Annotated in this window: 16 protein-coding genes; all 16 read right to left on the bottom strand. The window is 55.2% G+C overall.

Annotation, left to right across the window (positions count from 1 at the left end; genetic code table 11):
- Positions 1-684 (bottom strand): flagellin N-terminal helical domain-containing protein (locus G491_RS29860; RefSeq protein ID WP_487042735.1); only part of this gene is annotated, 684 nt, incomplete at its 3' end.
- A gap of 281 nt (positions 685-965) precedes the next feature.
- Entirely contained in the window at positions 966-2837 is a 1872-nt protein-coding gene (locus tag G491_RS0107475; RefSeq protein ID WP_028314139.1) for a motility associated factor glycosyltransferase family protein, read from the bottom strand.
- Positions 2834-5230 carry a glycosyltransferase family 2 protein gene (locus tag G491_RS0107470; RefSeq protein WP_028314138.1) on the bottom strand — a complete coding sequence of 799 codons (2397 nt, stop codon included), beginning with the start codon at positions 5228-5230 and terminating at the stop codon, positions 2834-2836. The genes G491_RS0107475 and G491_RS0107470 overlap by 4 nt, the downstream gene beginning before the upstream one ends.
- Positions 5227-5799, bottom strand: coding sequence for a GNAT family N-acetyltransferase (locus G491_RS0107465; RefSeq protein ID WP_028314137.1), 573 nt, complete (start codon positions 5797-5799; stop codon positions 5227-5229). The genes G491_RS0107470 and G491_RS0107465 overlap by 4 nt, the downstream gene beginning before the upstream one ends.
- Positions 5792-7225: a DUF4910 domain-containing protein gene (locus G491_RS0107460; RefSeq protein ID WP_028314136.1), complete on the bottom strand. Its 1434-nt coding sequence runs from the start codon at positions 7223-7225 to the stop codon at positions 5792-5794. The genes G491_RS0107465 and G491_RS0107460 overlap by 8 nt, the downstream gene beginning before the upstream one ends.
- Entirely contained in the window at positions 7218-7799 is a 582-nt protein-coding gene (locus G491_RS0107455) for a GNAT family N-acetyltransferase (protein ID WP_028314135.1), read from the bottom strand. The genes G491_RS0107460 and G491_RS0107455 overlap by 8 nt, the downstream gene beginning before the upstream one ends.
- On the bottom strand, positions 7796-8815 hold the full coding sequence (locus tag G491_RS0107450) for a hypothetical protein (RefSeq protein ID WP_028314134.1): 1020 nt from the start codon (positions 8813-8815) through the stop codon (positions 7796-7798). Before G491_RS0107450 ends, G491_RS0107455 begins: the two co-directional genes overlap by 4 nt.
- A gap of 7 nt (positions 8816-8822) precedes the next feature.
- Positions 8823-9611, bottom strand: coding sequence for an imidazole glycerol phosphate synthase subunit HisF (gene hisF, locus G491_RS0107445; protein ID WP_028314133.1), 789 nt, complete (start codon positions 9609-9611; stop codon positions 8823-8825).
- A 44-nt stretch (positions 9612-9655) separates the two neighbouring features.
- Positions 9656-10270, bottom strand: coding sequence for an imidazole glycerol phosphate synthase subunit HisH (gene hisH, locus G491_RS0107440; RefSeq protein ID WP_028314132.1), 615 nt, complete (start codon positions 10268-10270; stop codon positions 9656-9658).
- A 27-nt stretch (positions 10271-10297) separates the two neighbouring features.
- Entirely contained in the window at positions 10298-11503 is a 1206-nt protein-coding gene (locus G491_RS0107435; protein WP_028314131.1) for an N-acetyl sugar amidotransferase, read from the bottom strand.
- 25 nt (positions 11504-11528) lie between these two features.
- A complete protein-coding gene (gene pseI, locus G491_RS0107430) occupies positions 11529-12584 on the bottom strand; it encodes a pseudaminic acid synthase (RefSeq protein ID WP_028314130.1) in 1056 nt (351 codons plus the stop codon).
- The gene (locus G491_RS29855) at positions 12571-13344 is read right to left on the bottom strand and encodes a methionyl-tRNA formyltransferase (protein ID WP_051327102.1); all 774 of its coding nucleotides are present in this window, start codon (positions 13342-13344) and stop codon (positions 12571-12573) included. Before G491_RS29855 ends, pseI begins: the two co-directional genes overlap by 14 nt.
- 25 nt (positions 13345-13369) lie before the next feature.
- Positions 13370-14410: a UDP-2,4-diacetamido-2,4,6-trideoxy-beta-L-altropyranose hydrolase gene (pseG, locus tag G491_RS0107420; RefSeq protein ID WP_028314129.1), complete on the bottom strand. Its 1041-nt coding sequence runs from the start codon at positions 14408-14410 to the stop codon at positions 13370-13372.
- A gap of 21 nt (positions 14411-14431) precedes the next feature.
- Complete coding sequence (locus G491_RS34885) at positions 14432-16477, bottom strand: aminotransferase class III-fold pyridoxal phosphate-dependent enzyme (RefSeq protein ID WP_035218049.1); 2046 nt, start codon at positions 16475-16477, stop codon at positions 14432-14434.
- On the bottom strand, positions 16474-17478 hold the full coding sequence (locus G491_RS0107410) for a Gfo/Idh/MocA family protein (protein WP_028314127.1): 1005 nt from the start codon (positions 17476-17478) through the stop codon (positions 16474-16476). Before G491_RS0107410 ends, G491_RS34885 begins: the two co-directional genes overlap by 4 nt.
- On the bottom strand, positions 17475-18692 hold the full coding sequence (gene pseC / locus G491_RS0107405; RefSeq protein ID WP_035218125.1) for a UDP-4-amino-4,6-dideoxy-N-acetyl-beta-L-altrosamine transaminase: 1218 nt from the start codon (positions 18690-18692) through the stop codon (positions 17475-17477). Before pseC ends, G491_RS0107410 begins: the two co-directional genes overlap by 4 nt.
- Positions 18693-18709 lie beyond the last annotated feature (17 nt).

Raw genomic sequence — 18709 nt, 5'->3', positions numbered from 1 at the left:
GGCGGCGGAATCGGCAGCCGTGGTGGTCTTGAAGGACACGCCGAAAGTGGTAAAATTGTATGTATCCCCGCCTGTTCCGACGGTCAGGGTCTGGGTTTCCACGGTGCCGCTGCCGGTGTACACCATGGTGATGACCGAAGCGCCCGCGGAAGTGAAATGAATGCTTTCCGCATCCTTCCCCTTGAAACCGCTGATGTCGAAATCATACATGTTGCTGACGGAACCCACGCTGGCGGCGTCCGCATTCACCAAACCCTTGGTGCCGTATCCGGTGAGCAGGGATGTCCCCTGGAAGGTGGTGGTGGTGGCGATGCGGTCCAATTCCTTAAGCAGTTGGCCAGCTTCCGCGTTGAGGTCGTTCAGATTTTTTTCGTTATTCTTGGATGAGGCCTGGGTGGCCAGTTCCTTCAAACGAACCAGAATGGCGTCGATCTGCTCTACGCCGCCTTCTGCGATCTGTAGCAGGGAATTTGCCTGCGTAGTGTTGTTGGCTGCAACAGCCTGGGAGCGAACCTGGGCGTCGAACTTACGGGCCATGGACAGGCCTGCAGCATCGTCTTTGGCGCGGTTGATCCGGAAGCCTGACGAAAGCCTTTCCAGTGATTTGGAAACTTTGCTGTCGGTGATGCCAAGTTGACGGTGAGCGTTTACTGCGGCGATGTTGTTAGCGACTCTGAGACCCATGATAAATCCTCCTTGATTTAAAGGGCCGGTATGTATCCGGCTTTTTCTTTTTGTATTCGGCTTCCGTGCCGAAGTTTTTTCTGAAAATTAAGTTTGGCGCTTGTTCAAGGTTAATCCGTTAGCCTTTGGAAGTATCACCTCCTTTATTTTCGTTTTCCCTATGTCTTAGTAACTGTATCGGTATTGGGTCCCAGAACTTTAAATAATTTTTTCACCCTAAAAGCAAAAACCTTCCCGAGCGGAAAGGTTTTTGCTAACACCTTATTATTAATAGACAAAAATCAATTCGCCTCCGTAAGAGCCTCTACGCCCATGTCCAGAGCCTCGTTTAAGGAAAGGCATAACTGCCCAAAAGCGCCCATAAAAAACTCGGCCAGCTTCAGGCGGTAGGCGTTGCCCCAGTCCTCGTCATCGAACCGGTCCTCAGCCACCTCCCACTCCATGACCAGGGGGACAATCTCCGTATGAAAAAGCTCCTGCAGGGAGAATATAAAAGGGGACATGGTCAACTGGGATATGATGGAATCCACGGACTCCATGGCGTGGCGTACGCTGGAGCGGAGGACAAAGTCCATGTCATCGTCCAGGGCTTCCAGGCGTCTAAGCAACGGGTTGACGATTTCAATGCCTTTTTTGCATTGGGCGATGGCCTCTTCGCTGTTTTGCTTCCAATCCTTGAGCACATGGATATTATCCTTGGCGGGGTTGGAGCCCTTTGCCTGGGATACAATGGACAGGGCTTTTTCCCTGGGGGCGAACTCCTCCTTGCAATAGGACTCTATGGCCTGGGAAAAAGGCATGATCTTGGTTCCCACAATCCGGGCGCCTCCCTCGGTGGCGTTGACCACGGTCCCGTCGTAGGTTGCAAAGCGGGTTTCGTAGTCCTTCATGCATTTGTACCAGATCTCGCAGGTGACCACATCCTCGCCCAGGTTGCCCGGAACCGTAAAGGTGTTGACGTTGAACGTGCTTTGCTTGACGCCGAATGCATTGCCCGCGGCGTGGGTGAGGCCTCCGGGAGCCTGGGCCAGGTCATTGCCTATCAATATAATAGGGTCGCATCCCATGAGGCGGGCCAATTCAAAGCCTGCGATGGCCGTGGAAAGCCCCATGTCGATCACGTCCTTTTCCATGCCAAGGTCCAGGAAGAACTTGTATCGCCTGGTCATGAAGAGCTTGGGCCCCTTGTGGGCGTGCACCGAACTGGGATGGGCGAAGGACGGAACCAGGTGGATGGTTTTCTCCATGTTGTTCAAGCCGACGAAAAACTTGTTGATGCCCGGCGTTCGCTCGATGGTCGTGGCGAAGTGGGGATAAATTCCCTGGTCCTGCAGAATCTTCAAGGAGGCGTCCACGCTGATGATGACCGCCTTGTTGTTAATCAGCTTAAGCTGGTGCACGTTTTTCTTGAGGGAGGGGCCGGTGGCGACGATAATCGCCGGCCTCTTTTCAAAGACGTTTTCCACGCACCGCAGATTGGGGGATTTGTCGTACAGATCCAGGTTGCGGAAAAAATTCTCATAGGAAGCCAGGGTGTCGTAAGGCTCGTTGCCTCTCAGGGAAATCCAGAGGTCTCCCATGTCGGCGATGGCCGTTCGGGCCGCGTCATAATAGTCCGGGTCGATTTCCAGGGAAGCGGGCCAGGGAACCCAGCGGAGGGCCTTGAAATACCTGTAGCACAGATTGTCCATGGCCGCCTTGACCTGGGTGAACAGGTCGTCCTCCGGGCTTTCGCACAGGATGCGAATGTCCGGGTTGGAAAAAGGTCCGGAAAGATCCGTAACCTCCATGGCCAGTTTCAGGCATTCCATGTCCTTTTCCACCACCAGGACCCTTTTCAAGCGGTCCGAATCCTTCATGAGCTGATCCAGAAACAAAAGCTGGTATCCAAGCCCCACGCCGAAAAGGACGACAAAGGGCGCCCTTTCCAGGGAGGCGCCTTTGAAAACCTCCTTAACATGAAGGAGCGGGTCCATGGAATCGTCGTAAAACATGACGTTTTTCTCCGGCGTGGACCAAGCCAAATTGGGAGGCCCGCTCCCTTTGGGAGAAATTAAATGATAGGCGCCCGAGCCGGCCCCTGCCAGGCGCTTGGCCATGTCGGGGTATCTTTCCCTGAGGATCTTCAGGTTTTTAACGAATGTAGGGTTCATGATTCCTCCTGACCGGAAACCAGGCAGACCGCGCCGTTCAGCAAAAGAAAGCGTTCCTCCAGTTGTCCCGTTTTTTCCATGGCTTGCGCCACGGTCTCCACCTTGGCCATAAAATCCATACCCGGTTCGAATGCGGCTTCCTTGTCGCCCTTGACCAGGTATCCCAGGTCCTCCAGGCACCCCAGGGCGCCGTGAACGACGCCCAAGGCCGATAAAATGAAAAACCGCGCCGCCTGGGCGAGCAAAAAGCTCATGTCCCGCTCCAGGACCTTTTGGAGCAGGTCCGCGGCTTCATCCACATCCTGGGCGCTCAAGCAAGCCAGGGCTTTGTGGACGAAGAACGCCTTTTCCTCCGCATCGTTTTCAAACCCTTCGTCCGAATCCAAATTCAATGCAGCCAGGGTTTCAAACTCATTGTTCCTTATTAAAAAGGATGCGTAGGCGTTCAACACCGCAGGAGCTTTGCAGCCGCGATCCAGCATTCCGGTATAATTTTTCCGGGCGAATTCCGGGTCCGTATCCTCCATCATCAAAGCCAGCCGCAGGACCAGCCGCCAGTTATCCGAATCGGTGGGATGCTGTTGATTAAGCATTTTAAGCCAATGCAGGCTTTTTTGTTCGTCTCCTATAGAGGAAAAATCCTGCACCGCCGTGGTGACCGTTGCCAGGGAGGGATTCTCTTCGGCCAGATAGGCGGCCTCTTTCCTCAGCACCCTGCGCTCCCGGCCGTATTCATCGTGGATGATGTCCAATTGCCCCGGCGGAACGCTTTTCACCTTAATCTGCAAGGCGTTCAATGAGTCGGCCACGGTCTCGGCCGCCCTGCCCCGGAACCGGATGTCCGGCGTGCGGGGAAAAATCCGGATGGCGGAGGTCTGGGGAATAAAGTTATCCGGCAGGCCGGAGATAATCAGCCAGTCGGTGGTCACATCGGTCCTGCCTATAGGCAGCTCGTAGGCCACGGGCGTCTTTTCGGACAAAAGGGCTTTCAGGAAAAGGAGATTGATCCTGTGAAACGGGGACAATTGCTCGTCGGCATCCAGAAAGAATACATAGTCCCCTGTCGCCTGATCCATGGCGAAATTCCGGGCCGCGGAAAAATCGTCCTTCCAGGCGAAATCGTAAACCCTGGCGCCCATGCCGGCGGCTGTTTCCTTGGTATTGTCCGTAGAGCCTGTGTCCACGACCACCACTTCATCAACAAGGCCGAAAACGGACTGCAAAGCCCTTGGCAGGGATTCCTCCTCGTCCCGGACGATCATGCACAGGCTGAGCGTGATGGGCTTCTCCTCCGTGGCTTCCATGCTCATGAGGAAAAAGTCGATGCCTGAGCGTACGTTGTCATCCAGATTTTTGGCCTTGAGGGCGTTGTCAAAGGATTCCCGGGCTCTTTCGCGCCGGCCGTTCACCAGATACATCTTGCCCAGGTTAAACAAAGCTTCGGCGTCGTCCTTATCCAGCTCCCTGGCCTTTTCATAGTACTCCATGGCCTCTTCCAGCCTGCCCCGCATGGTCAGAACGGCGCCGCACACCTGGGCCAGGCCCGGGCTTTGCACAAACCATTGCTCCGGCACAAGGGGAATCAGTTTTTCAGCCGTTTCGAAATCCCCCGTCAGAGTCAGGTAATTAAAGGCGTAGGAGAGGATTTCCGTATTGCCCAGGCCCTGTTTCATGCCTTCTATTATTCCGGGAATATGGGCCTTTCTGATTAACAGATACATGGAAGGCGGCCACACAAAACGGGGGCCAAAGCGGGTGTCGTCATAATACTTTTGATGCCCGTACTTGAACATGTCCAGGTACGAAGGCTTTTCCGGGGGATCGGGCCTTTCCTCAGGAGGAACGGAAAGCGCGACAGGCGCCAGTTTAAGTTTGATGGCCGGCGGCAAGCCCTGAATATGAAAAACATTTTCCATTGCGTCGGACGTCAAAAGGCTGAGTTTTTTCTTGGAGAACTCAGCCCTGGGAATCAGCCTGGGCTCTTGCGTGATAACCGTGGAAATGTGCTCGTCCGGATGATCGTATACATCCCGGGTTCCCGCCCATTCATATCGGCTTAAAATGCGGGCCGGCAGGCGTTTTTTTACGGTGGCCAGCAAGGGCGTCTTTTTGGCGGTCTTTAACAGGTCCACGGCCTTGTCCAGGCCTTGGAGATCCAGGATTTCCGACTTTCCGACGAATAAAATCCATTCCGCCCTGACATGCCTTAAATCAAACTTGATTCGATCCCCTTCCCGGATGGCGATAATCTTGCCAAGATTGACATCATGCCCGGGATCTCCCGGATGATGAAGCCTCAACTCCAGCACGGGCTCTCCCCATGAGGGAAAGTCGTACCTGTCCGGAACCGTGACCACGCTCAAAACCGTGGGATATTCGTGGGTGTTTTTCATGGCTGTCTCCAAAAATTCAGGGAGTCCCTATCGGATTTTAAAACCCCGAACCAGATTTCGTCCTGATACTCTCCATAAACCAGGGATTGCTCCCGCCAGCGGCCTTCCTCCTTCATCTGGAGGCGCCGGGCGCCCTCCAGGCATGCGATGTTGCCTTCCAAAACGCCCATGTACAAACGCCGAAGGCCCAAGACGTCAAAGGCGTAGGGCACAATAAGAGAAAGGACCGCGTGGGCGCAGGCGGGGCGGGCGTGCTTCTTGGAGCCGATCATCAGGCCGATGTCCGCCGTACCGCTGATCCAATTGATGGCGTTCAGGGTGACATTGCCGATGTGCTTGTTCCGATCTTCCTGATTAACAATGGCGAAGGCCGCGCCGGAAATGGAGCCATGGAAGCGGGAGACGTACTCGGACAAGTCCTCCAGAGTGCAGGGGAATTTACCCACCGTAAGAAAGGCGTTTACCTCGGGATCGGAAATCCATCCAAGATATCGTGCGTTGGCATCTTCCGGCATCAGTTTTCTCAGCCCATATCCGCCCAGGCGCATTATGACGGGTGCGTTATCCATTTTCCTCTCCTTGGGAGCCCTTGTCGCCGTTATGAAATATGCTTCCCCAATTTAATGCGGTTTTGGAAAGATCGCCGCAGCGACAGGCCTGTTCATCCCCATGGCCGTAATTTAGATCAACCAGCCCTTTTTCATGAAAACGGCGGGCGTGATCGGCCGTGCGGTCGAAACTCAGGCCCAGGTCCCGGCTGATCTCCAGGACTGTTTTATCGCCTTCGAAAGCCAGCAGAATCTGTTCGATGGTGTCGTCCTTGTTCAGGTCTTCGTACAAATCGTATTTTGATAAAAAGAGGTTGCCCGTGTACTTGCGCACGGGTCGCCAATTGGACTCCGTCATTTTGATGAAGCGTTTGCACACGTCCAGGGTTTCCTTGATCATCTCCATGCTGATGATGTCCGGCGAGTCGTCGCTGGTGTGATATTCCGGATACGGCCACCGGGTGAGGGAAATGCAGGGGATGTTTATGCCCGGACCGTTGATGTTTATTTCGTCATTGCAGATGACCTTGCGGAACGGCCCCACGCCGTAAGGCTTCCTGACCTCTACCACGGCCAGTTCCATGAGCTGGTCCACAAAGGAATCCCCCTGGCGGGAGCGCTGAATTTTAAAATGATTTTTGTTCCCCACCATTTCGAGAAAAACCGCCCCTTTGATGACGGGAATCAAAGCCGGGTTTTTGTAAAAATAGCACAGGGAGCCGATGTTCTCGGGATGGGCGATCAAACGGTACGTGTAATGGAGGTTGGGCTGTTGCGCCAGCCATTGCATGAGCACCAGGCCTAAGGCGACGCCCGCCAGCCCGTCGTTCACCTGACCGGGGTGGCATAGATGGGCTGAGAACAAAATGGAATCGGGGGAGTTTCCGGGAACAACCCATTCGCCAACCTTCATGGCGCCGAGCTCCAGAGCCGTATCCACAACCACTTCAAACGGACCCTCGCCCAGGTCCTTGACAACCTTATGAGGCAGGCAAAAGCTCCAGTCCGCCTTATAATAATGATACGCGTAAGGAATGGCTGCGGGACGATCCGGATTTGTCGTCACATGCTGAAGCAAATCCTCCTTGCTCAGGGTTCCTTTGAACGGCGCTGAATAGGAAGCCAGATGCAGGGGATGGCGGGAGAAGTCGGCGATTTTTTCGCCCGAAGCATCCTTTATATACGCCTCCCGCACCACCCATTTTTTGGGAATGGTCCAGGTGAAAACCTCGGTTCCGCTCTCTACGGCGTGGACCTTCATGGGCATGACATTCCCCAAGTAATCCAATGCCTTGTCGTAGTCGTCGGAAACAAGGGTTCGATCAAGCATATGGAGATCCCGGCAGATTTCCATGACCTTGCAAACCTCGGAGTCGTGGGACCAGTCCCCTCCCCTCATGGCCAAGTCAAAGGAAGGCTTAAAATCGAATTTATATTGATCAGACATGGCAGCAACCTGCATTGGGGTTTTGCATGGCTATCCAGTCCCGCACCCACAAGCCCAGAAGGATTTCGTCCTGAAACCCGCCTTCCATGCGCCATTGGCTTTTAAGAACGCCTTCGCGGGAGAACCCCGCCTTAATAAAGGCTTTTTCCGATCCTTTGTTGTCCGCGTAACAGCCTGCCTTGACCTTGTTCAGGTTCAGGACGTTGAAAGCGTAGGCGGAAACGAGTGAAATGGCTTCCGCGCCAATGCCTTTGCCCCAATAGCCTTTTTCGCCGATGACCAGGCTGATGTCGCCGAACCCGTGTATCCAGTTGATGGGCCCCAGCTTGATGTTGCCTATGTGACGGTCGTTCTCCTGGTCGCAAATGGCCAGGAAAATTTCATCCCGGTTGCCGTCCAGGGAGCGCACATAAGCCGCAATCTGCTCCAAGGAGTGAGGAACGTACCGAACCTCCAAAAACCGCGTGATCTCGTAGTCGTTCATCCACCTGTAATAGTTTTCGTTTACGTCCGACTCCCGGACTTCGCGCAGATAAATTTTGTTTCCTTTAACGAACTTGGGTATGCGGTTCATGCTTTTGCTCCCTTGGCGTCGTATTGGGCGTGAAAGGTCATGGCGGCTTCCAGCCTTGCCATGGGCGTAAAAAATCGTTGTCCGGTTTTTACGGCGGCGGTCATATCCTGGCCCGCTTCGTCCAGAACCCGGCCTACAATCAGGCTTCCCTGGGGCGTTGCAATGTACACCCCGGTGGAATTGATCCGATACACCAGCCCGGTCATAAACGGATGGAACGGGCCGTCCAGGGTTTCGACCCTGGCTTGTTTCAAGCGCACCAGTTGACCGTCCAGTTCGGTGGAGGCGCCGGCGTAGGGATCGTCAAAGGCGTTGATGAACAACTCCAGATCCTTTGTTCCCCAGGACCAGTCGACCCAGCCTTGTTTGATGGTGTTAAGCCTTGGGAAGTATATGGAATATTGTTCAGGAACCGGGGACAGAATAAAGTCCTCGCCCTGCTCCGCCCTGTCCATGAATTCTTTGAGAAAATCCACTTCTTGCTTATGGGCGGCGTCAAAATAATCCTGGGGAATGCGGGCGGAATCGGGAAACCGGTATTCCCGAGAAAAGACGATTTCGCCAGAGTCGAACTCCCCCTGGACCATGAATTCGTTGATCACCTGGATGTTGCACGCGCCCAGGCGGTTTTGCCGGAGTATCTGCCAGGTGTAATGGGCGCCGCCGCGATACCTTGGCAAGGGAATGCCCATGAAGTCGAACAATTTACCCTCAAAGCGGTCGATGGTTTTTCGGGCGAAGGTCCAAACCTCGCCAAAGCCTATGCCCATGGTCAGGCTGGTCGCGCCTTCCAGAAACACGGAGTCCGAATTGACGTCTTCGGGCATGCGCCAGGGGATTGCAGCGCCGTCCAGTTCCCTGGCCAGAGTAGCGCCGCCCGGCATGATTTCCGTGGAGTGCCGGGGGCTTGTAAAAACCACAACCTCATACTTTCGGGCTTGAAGCTCCTTGGCGAAGCCCAGCATGGTTCCGCCGCCGCCCATCAGGTAAACTGTTTTGATGTTATTCAGCTTCATGGCTTCCTCACGTATGCAGCCGGATGGGTATGCCGGCGTTGCTGATCCGGGAGCGGGTTTGCATGGGATTTTCGTCTTTAAAGCAAAAATACGTGCCTGCGGAAACCGCATGCGCCTTGCCCACAAGAAAGCCGTCCACAAAATGACTGGCAAGGCCGCAGCCGCCCGAGGTAATTACCGGAATGTCCACGGCCCCGGCGACTTTGGCCGTAAGTTCCAGGTCCAGGCCTTTGCGGGTTCCGTCCCTGTCGATGGACGTAAGCAAAATTTCGCCCGCTCCGCGGTGTTGAGCTTCAACCGCCCAGGCGACGGGATCCAGGCCCGTGGAAGACTTGCCGCCCCGGGTGAAAACCTCGTAAGCTCCGTTCGGATGCTTTTTATAATCAATGGAAACGACGGTGCACTGGGCGCCGAACATGTCCGAGCCCTGGTTGATAAGCTCGGGAATTTCCACGGCGCCGGTGTTGATGCTGACCTTGTCCGCGCCATGGTTGAGCAGCCTGCGGCAGTCTTCCACGGAGCGCACACCGCCGCCCACGGTGATGGGCATGAAGATTTCTTCGGCGGCCTTGGCGATGATGTCCGTAAGGGCGTCACGGTGTTCGATGGAAGCGTCAAGGTCCAGAAAGACGAGTTCGTCCGCCGCCTGAGCCTGATAGATCTTGGCCTGAGACACGGGATCGCCGATCTCCGTGCTGGGGCCGAACCCAACGGTCGTGACCAGCACCATACGCTTGGTCTTGCCAAAACTGGCCGCCCGCATTTGCAGCTTGGGTATGAGGCGTTTCTTGAGCATCCCTTCTCCTACCTCACAACGTGGGGGCTATCCCCCAATTTCCATCAATGCCAGGACAAAAAATTCTCGATGATTTTCAGCCCGAAATCCTGGCTTTTTTCCGGGTGAAACTGGGTTGCAAAAATATTGTCCCGCCGCACAGCGGCCGTCACCCTTCCGCCGTAATCGCACCACGCATCCACGTGGGCGGGATCGGTGCATTCCATATGAAAGCTGTGCACAAAGTAAAAATCGGGCGACTCGGGCAAACCTTTCAACAAGGGGCTATCGGCGGAATATTGGATGTTGTTCCATCCCACGTGCGGGACTTTCAGTCCGGGATCCTCCGGTTTAATCTTGACCACCCGGCCGGGGATCCAGCCCAAGCCTTGGTGTTCGCCGAACTCCTCCCCCCATTCCGCCATAACCTGCATGCCCAGGCAAATGCCCAAAACAGGCCTTTTTTCCTCCAAAACCAAGCGGTTAAGAACCTCCTGAAAACCCAGTTCCTTCAGGTTCTTCATGCAGTCGGGAAAAGCGCCCACGCCGGGCAGCACGATCTTGTCCGCGTCTTCCAGATCGCGAGGATCGCCGCACAACTCCACGTCCGCGCCCATGTATTCAAAGGCGTTATACACCGAGAGCAAATTGCCCATTCTATGGTCTACAATTCCGATCATTTAACGGCTGTTGCTTTCCCTTTTCATCTAAGGTTGATTCCTTCTCTTCCAACGATCCAACTGGCCCTGAGCCTCGTCCCGAGGCATGGCGCCGTCCCGACTCCAGACCTCATAATCATGGGACTTCCGGCCCTCGGGAGTCTCCGCCGGGTCAAACTCAAATGGCGACACCATGTGGCTCATGGCCACGTCCAGAAATTCTTCTTCTGTCAGGCCGATGTGCTCCAAAAACAGGTCCAGGCTGGGCGGCCGCTTGCCTTCGTATTCCTTGACGATTTCCATGGCTTTTTCCCGTTTCAGCCGATGGTTCCGAATATCGATGGAGCATAAATGGGAAGCCCTGGAATAGCCGCGCTTGATGTACTTGATGTAATCGCGCACGCCCTGAAGGTAACATTCGATCTTTTCGTATTCATAGCCAGGAGGAACGCCTTCCACCTGATCGCCTTTCCAGCCCAGTTCATTGGTGATGACGGCGGACTGGGTCTTGACGTCCCAGGGAACGAAAGAGCCCAGGCACACGGAGCGATAATTGATTTTCCGCAGCATTTTCAGGGGCGGATACTTGAAAGGGAGCAAGTCCCGTTCGTCCACGGCGCCTTCCAGGCGCACGAACATGTCTTCGGAGGTGACGCCCAGGTTAATGTATCGATTAAACCTTTTCTCATCCACTTCCTCAGGCTGATCATAGCTGTAATAGGCCGTATACTCCGCGGAAGGCTCGCCCCAAAAAACCAGAGGCACGTTGTGGCGGATGGCCACCCACATGGGATAGGCGAAAATGCCCGTGTGGCAGTGCCAGCAAAAATCGCCTTTTTCCAGAAAACTCTGGAGCATGAGCTTCTGCACCACCTTCCAATTGGGGGTGAAGACATGCATATCCACGCCCAGAATTCGGGAGATCCTCTGGCGGTTTTCCAGTAAATTGGGGCGGTAAAATCCGTGGTCAAAGCAGACCACCAGGGGCTTGAGGCCGTATTCCTTGACCAGGTAATACAAGGTCCAGGTGCTGTCCTTGCCGCCTGAGTACGGCACAATGCAGTCGTAATCGTATCGATCGCGATACTGATCCACCAGGGCGTCCAGTTCCTTTTTCTTTTCGTCCCAGTCTATGCTCTGCTGCTTGTACTCGTGGCCCCGGCACACGTTGCAGACCCCTTCGCCGTCAAAGACGATGGTCTCGTGGGTTTCGGGCAGTACGCATCTGCTGCATCGTTTTAAATTGTCTTTCACGATCAGTTCCTCTCTTGTCCGGAAATCATGCCGTCGCCAACTCCCACTGCATGGGCTCGCCCCGGGAGATATCCCTGGCCGCCTTTTTGCCTAAAATTTCGGGCAGATGCTTTGGCGGCAATCCGTAGCCCGGCCTGATGGAGCGTATATTTTTTTCGGTAAAAACCTCGCCGGCCTTTACATCCTCGACCACAAACAAAGAGCGCCTGAAAACCAGGCTGTTTTGCTCCTTGTCCGTTGGGCCGAAGCGGACTTGGCCTATCATTTTTTCCACGGCCCGAACCGCCTCCACCATGGCTTTGAATTCAGCAGGCTCCAGGGAGAAGCTGGAGTCCGGCCCGGGAACCGCCCGGCTCAGGGTGAAATGCTTTTCGATGATGCACGCGCCCAGGCTGACCGCCGCAACAGGGGCTGCAATGCCCAAAGTGTGATCGGACAATCCTACGGGCAGCCTAAAAACCCGCTCCATGGCCGGAATGGCCGCCAGGTTCATGTTTTCGGGCGGCGCCGGATAGGCGCTGGTGCATTTAAGCAGGGCGATTTCATCCGTCCCTCCCGCCCTGGCCGCGTTCACGGCCGCCTCGATCTCTCCCAAGGAGCTCATGCCCGTGGAAATGATCAAAGGCTTGCCTGTGGCGGCCATTTTTTGGATCAGGCCTATGTCTACAATTTCAAAGGACGCGGTCTTGTGTAGAATCACGCCCATGTCTTCCAGAAAATCCACCGCCGTGGAGTCAAAGGCTGTGGAAAAAAAATCCAGACCGAGCTCATCGCACAGCCTTTTGATTTTCGGCTGCCAATCCCATGGGGTGTATGCCTGGCCGTATAAGTCGTACAGGGTGGTTCCATCCCAGGGCGTTCCCTTGACCAAAAAATGCTCTTTGTCGCTTTGTATGGTCAGGGTGTCCGGGGTGTAGGTCTGGATCTTGAGGGCGTCGGCGCCGCATTCCTTGGCTGCGCGCACGATCCTTTCGGCCTCCTGGAAATCATGACCGTGATTGGCGGACATTTCGGCGATGATGTATACGGGACGCCCTTTGCCCACCAACCTGTCGCCTATTTGGATTTCAGTCCCCGCCATGATCCTCGTCCTCGTAATAAAGCTCCAGACGCATAAAGACCTTCTTCCCGTCCAACACCATGTAGGCGCCAGGATGGGGCTCGAAGGTGCGCGCCCGGATAACGTCCACCAGCTCCCTGGCCGTATAGAGTTTGTTGGGCTTGATTTCCTCAATGGTTTTCAGGTCCGCCGCTTTGTGAAAGGTTCCCGACCCGGCCACCACATGGTCGACTTCCACGTCACCGGCCAGGAATTTGGGCCACGTTTCCTCAAACAGGTCCAGACAGGCCTTTTCCAGTCTGCGGTACAGGGTTTTGCCGGTGTCTATGGGCCTGACTTCCACAAATCGCTGGGCGATGATGCGGCCTGTGTCCACGCCCTCGTCGATATAATGGACGGTGACGCCTGCGGGAGATCCCTCCACAATATTCCAGACATTGGGGTGAGCCCCGCGATTGAATGGCAGCAAGGCGGGGTGCACGTTGATGCAGCCCTCGGGAAAAATGTCCAGGAATTCTTTTTTGAGTATGGTTCCAAAATAGGCCGACACCCCCAGATCCGGACTTAAAGAGCGAATAGCGTCCAGGACCTCGGAATCGCGCAGCATGGAAGCGTCGAAAATCCGGCCTTGGTCCAGGCCGAGGGTTTCCAACAATTCCTTGCCGAACTTGCGCTCCTCGGGCTTATGAAGGACGGCGCCCACAATTTGAGCGCCGCTTTCCTTTAAAAACGCCGCTGTACGCCATCCCACCCAATTATTTCCTAAAAACAATATTTTCATATTCGGCTCCTGAACAGGCTCCCAATTATTTTTCCATCATGATGTTAACGGTTCTTTTGGCGCCAAGGCCGTCCGTAATGGCCGGTCCGGCTTTGCTCATTTTTTCCAGACGGTCCTTGGACTCCATAAGGTGCTTGATTGTGCCCCAAATGGTGAATTTGGTGACGCCGGCGCGCCAGCCCAGATTAACCCCCGCCCCTTTGTCGTGCAGTTCGGCGGCGATGTTTTTTTGGTTATCCGCCAGCACAATGTAAATTCCCGGGAGGCCGCTGGCGGCCATTTCCCAGCAGGTGCTTCCGGCGGCTGAAACGGCGAAATCCGCCCAGGCCATAAGCTCCGCCATGTTTTTTGCGTCCCGTATCAATTCCACGCCGGGGGCGTCTTTTACTTCCTCTTCAAGGCTTTGGATATGGGGATTGCTTTGTCCGACCAAAACCTTGGCGTGCAGGTTAAAGCCCGTGTTTAACTTTACGGCCCGAATCGCCTTTAACGTGGTGTTGTGCGGGTCGGCGCCTCCCAGGGTGATCAGCATATTGGCGGCCTTCTGCGGCGGCCTTCTTTGTATTTTCGAGCTTTCCCAAAACTCCTTGCGTAAAAAGGCGTATTTAGGGCCGAGCAACAGGCGCGTGTGCACCTCGCGGTCGCAAAACATCTTCTCCTTGGCGTGAAGATTGGGATTGACCACGATATTGGCATGGTAAAACCGGCAATCCCGGTTATCATCCACAACCAGCGTCTTGACGCCTTGATCCATCAAGAGCTTTTGAAACTCCGCCGTAAAATGATAACCGTCCAGAGCCGCCCAGACGGCTTGTTTGTTTTTTAGCAGCGCCGCAGTTTCGTGAGCGTCGTCCATGCTTCCCCTAAGGGAACGAATGGCGTTGACAGGCAAGCCTTCCTCTGCAAGACGCCCCAGAGGAGCTCCGGTGCAGGCAAATTCCGCCTTGCCGCCCATGGACTCCCACGCCTGGGCCAGTCCAATGCAACGCATGACGTGTCCTGTGCCCATGTTCGGGCCTGCATCGGCCCGGATAATGAGCAATGGTTGCATTTCGTTCAAGTTCACGTTTTTACAAATCCTTTGCGGCTACGCCTTACGAAAAACAGGCTCCACGGGTTTGCCTTCCAAACGCTCTTCCACATCGTTTTTGTCGATGGCTTTCGCCAGGATTTCCATGGCGGCTCTGTAAGCCCTCAAAGTGTGTTCTATATCCGCATGGGTGTGGGAGAAGCAGATGTTCTGCCCTCCGGAAAAGAGCACGCCCCGTTTGAGGCATTCCTGTTGGAAAAGGCTCTTTAACAACAGTGACTCCGCGCCGGTTTTTTCCTTGAAAGTCATAAGGCTTCGGGGCTCATAGCCAACGCAGTTTATATGATCCTCGAGGCCGAATTCCCGGGCGAGAACCGTGGCGCCGTCCATGAGAATTCCGCCCAGCTCCCACAAATGGGGAAAGATGTTCTTACTCCTGATAACCTCAATGGTTGCTTTGGCTGCGGCCAGAGAAACGGCCTCGCCCCCAAAGGTGAAGGAAAAGAATATCTCGTCAAAAAGCTCCATGACCGGCCTGCGGCCAACTACCGCGGAAATGGGAAAACCGTTGGCCATGGCCTTGCCCACGCACGCCATGTCGGGAGTCACCCCGAAGTATTCCTGGGCGCCGCCCAAAGCCAGGCGGAAACCGGTGATGACCTCGTCGAAGATCAACAAGGCTCCGTTTTCATGAGCCAGGTTTTTCACATCCTGCAAAAAACCCTCATAGGGGCGGACGACGCCCACAGGCTCCATGATGACGGCGGCTATCTTGCCGGGAAACTTCTCAAACAGGGATTTCAGGCTGTCCAAATCGTTGTATGCAAAGCCCTTGCTCAGAGCGGCCGTGGTTTCCGGCACGCCCCGATTGCGGGTGGTGGTCCCGATGTACCAGTCCTGCCAGCCGTGGTATCCGCAAAAGGCGATCATGTCGCGGTTGGTATAGGCCCTGGCCGCACGCACGGCGCCGGCCGTGACGTCCGAACCGTTTTTGCCGAACCGGACCATCTCCGCGCAAGGGATGATCTCGGTCAGCATTTGAGCGACTTCCACTTCCAGAGGATGAGGCAGGGAAAAGGCGATCCCCTGCCGGGCCTGGGCTGTTGCAGCTTCGGTGACTTCGGGATAGTTGTGCCCCAGGATAATCGGCCCCAACGCCATGGGAAAGTCGATGAACTCATTCCCGTCAACGTCCCAGACATGGCTGCCCTGCCCTTTTTGCAAAAACACGGGCGCCGCTCCCCTGACAAACTGGGTGGGGCATTTGGAAAAAGTCTGGCTGGCGGATGGTATGAGCTTTTTCGCCTGTTCCAGCATGGTTTCGGACTTATCCAGAACCAGCTTTTCGCCCGGCATGGGGTCTTCCTTGACCAGGGTTTTATAAAAACCCTCATTGCGTATTTTACCGGAGTTAATGTCTATCAATTGAGGCTCCTTTTGTAATAGATCCAAAACCTGTTCCAGGCCGAAGCCGGAGGCGCCCAACCTGGCGTACAGCTCCCGGACGAATTCCAGATCCTGGGGCTCGTCCACGGTCAGGCGCAAATCCTTAAAAACAAGCTCCGTCTCGTTCTCCACGTTAACGCGGGAGAAATCCGGAGAATTGCGGATGAAAGGCGTTACATGCTCTCTATCCCCCGGCAAGGTCGCGGTTTTCCAGGCCGTCTCCAGCGCTTCCATGGAGAAAACCTCCACGTCCAGGCCGTCGGGATAGGTGTAAACCAGAATGTTGGCCGCGTAATCGCATTTACTTTTTTGATAGGCGGCGACCACTTTGTCCACAACCGACGGGTCCAGGCAGGGGCAGTCGCCGGTCACCCTGACGACCACGGACGCCTGATGCTCCCTGGCGGTTTGATAAAACCTGTCCAGCACGTCGTTTTCGCTGCCCCGAAAGCACGGGACGTTTTCCCTGGCGCATAACTGGGCCACCGGGTCGTCCCCGGGCTTTGTTGATGTAGCGACAATGGTTTTGTCCACCAGCCGGGCGCTTTGCAGGCGGTTTACCACATGCAAAAGCATGGGCTTGCCGGCGATGTCTTCCAATACCTTGCCCGGCAGCCTTGTGGAGCCCATGCGGGCCTGTATTACGCCAAGAATCATGAGCCCGTTTCCTCCATGGGCCTGGCTATCCGCCCTTCCAGGGAGGAGCGTTTGGCAGCCAGGATGATTTGCAGGATGCGTCTCCCTTCCCTGAAATCCGTCGCGGCCGGGCTTCCGGTTTTAACGCTGGAAATGAAATGGCGCATTTGCTCCACATACATGAGGTTGATGTCGTAGTCCTTGGGCTGAGGGTACTCCCGCCATGAATTTTCAACGGCCAGAAACAACCGAATTTTTCCCTGGTTGAAATCCCAGGTCATGGTCCCTTTTTCTCCAAAGAACTCGTAAGTGCGCTGGTACGCCCTTTGGGTGTAGTCCAAATGAACTTCGGCCATGGCCCCGGAAGCAAACCGAATCAGCACCTCGGCCGTGTCCTCGGTCTGGATGTCCAGGCTGCTTATCTTGTCCGAAAAGCAAAACACATCAAGCGCCTCGCCTAAAAACCAGGCCATGTACCCCAGTTCGTGGGAGTCCAGAAGAACGCCGCCTCCCAAATCGGAGCGCGCGCTGTATCCGTTGCGAAAATCCTCGTAGGGATGCCAGTCAGGCAGATATTGGCCGAACTGGCAGCGGGCGGAGGTAATTTTCCCCAAAACCCCGGAGTTGAAAATTTCCTTCATCTTTATAAAGATGGGGTGGAACTTGAAATTGGATCCCACCATGTTCACCAGGCCGCGTTTTTCCGCCTCTTCGACCAGGACGTCCACTTGATCCATGGTGTGGGATAGGGGCTTTTCCACAAAACAATGACAGCCGGCGGCAATGCAATCCATGGCCTGTTGGGCGTGCATGCTGTTAGGCGAGCATACCAGCGCCGCGCCGGGCTTTTGCTCCAGGGCGTCCTCCAGGCTGGAAAAGCCTTTGGCTCCAAACTCCTCCCGCACCCTTTCCAGGCGTTCGGGAGTGGGGTCCATAGCCAAAAGATCTTCCTCGCCCAGGCGTTTCAGGTTGCCCAGGTGCCGCCTTCCTATGGAGCCGCAGCCGATGACCAGAATCTTCATTCTCCGACTCCCTGTTTGAGGATTTCCAGCAGCGTCCGGCTTACCCTTGCCACCTGCTCCCTGGTGAGGGAGGCGAACATGGGCAGGGACAAGGTTTGGTCGTAATACTCCCAGGCATTGGGGCATGTGGAGGAGTCGTATCCCAACATTTGATAATAGGGATGGGAATGCACGGGGATGTAATGAACCTGAGACCCTATGCCTTTATCATGCAACTGCTGCATGACCTGGGTGCGTTCCAGGCCCAGGCCTTTAAAGTCGATGCGCACGGGATATAAATGGTAGGACGACTGATAGCCTTTAGGCTCCTGGGGCGTCTTCACCAGAGGGCTGTCTCCCAGATCCTCTTCATACCATTTGGCGGCCTGTCTGCGGGCTTGGACGAATGTTTCGATTTTTTTCAATTGAGACAGGCCCAGGGCGCAATTCAAGTCCGGCAGGCGGAAGTTAAAGCCAAGCTCCAGCATTTCATAGTATCCGGGAACATTTTGCCCGGCATATTTTGCCCATACTTCCCGTTTTCTGTAGAGTTGAGGATCCTTTGTAATGCCGTGGGACCTGAAAAGTTTAAGGCGGTGATACAACTCCCTGTCGTTGGTGACGATCATGCCGCCTTCGCCGGTGGTGATGTGCTTGACCGGATGAAAGGAAAACACAGCCATGTGGCTGTGGCGACAAGAGCCGACCTTGACGGTCTCGCCGGTTTCCGGGTCTTCATAGGTCGCGCCCAGGGCGTGGCATGCGTCTTCAATGACCACCATCCCGAATTTCCGGGACAATTCGTGAATCTCCGGCATGTTGCAGGGAAGGCCCGCGTAATGGACCGGAATGACGCTCCGGAGAGGAGCGCTAAGTTCCAGATGCTCCCTGAGTTTTTTGGGATCCAGGTTGACGGTTTCCGGATCAATGTCCAGAAACACGGGGTCCGCCTTCAAATACATGGCGCTGTTGGAGCTGGCCGCAAAGGTGATGGGCGACACAGCCACCATGTCTCCGGGCCCCATGCCCGAAACCCGGGCGGCCATGGCCAAAGCGGCCGTGCCCGAGTTGACGGCTACGGCGAAGTCCGCCCCGGTATAGGCGGCAAAGGCTTCTTCGAACTCTTCCACCTTGGGGCCCTGGGTCAGCCAGTCGGATCTTAGGACGCGGACCACCTCCTGGATGTCTTCTTCATCCACCACTTGGCGTCCGTAAGGTATAAATGCGTCTTCCATGACCATGCTCTTTCCAA

The sequence above is a fragment of the Desulfatibacillum aliphaticivorans DSM 15576 genome, from assembly GCF_000429905.1.
In the GTDB taxonomy this organism is placed as follows: domain Bacteria; phylum Desulfobacterota; class Desulfobacteria; order Desulfobacterales; family Desulfatibacillaceae; genus Desulfatibacillum; species Desulfatibacillum aliphaticivorans.
This window is presented reverse-complemented; position numbering and strand designations above follow the sequence as displayed.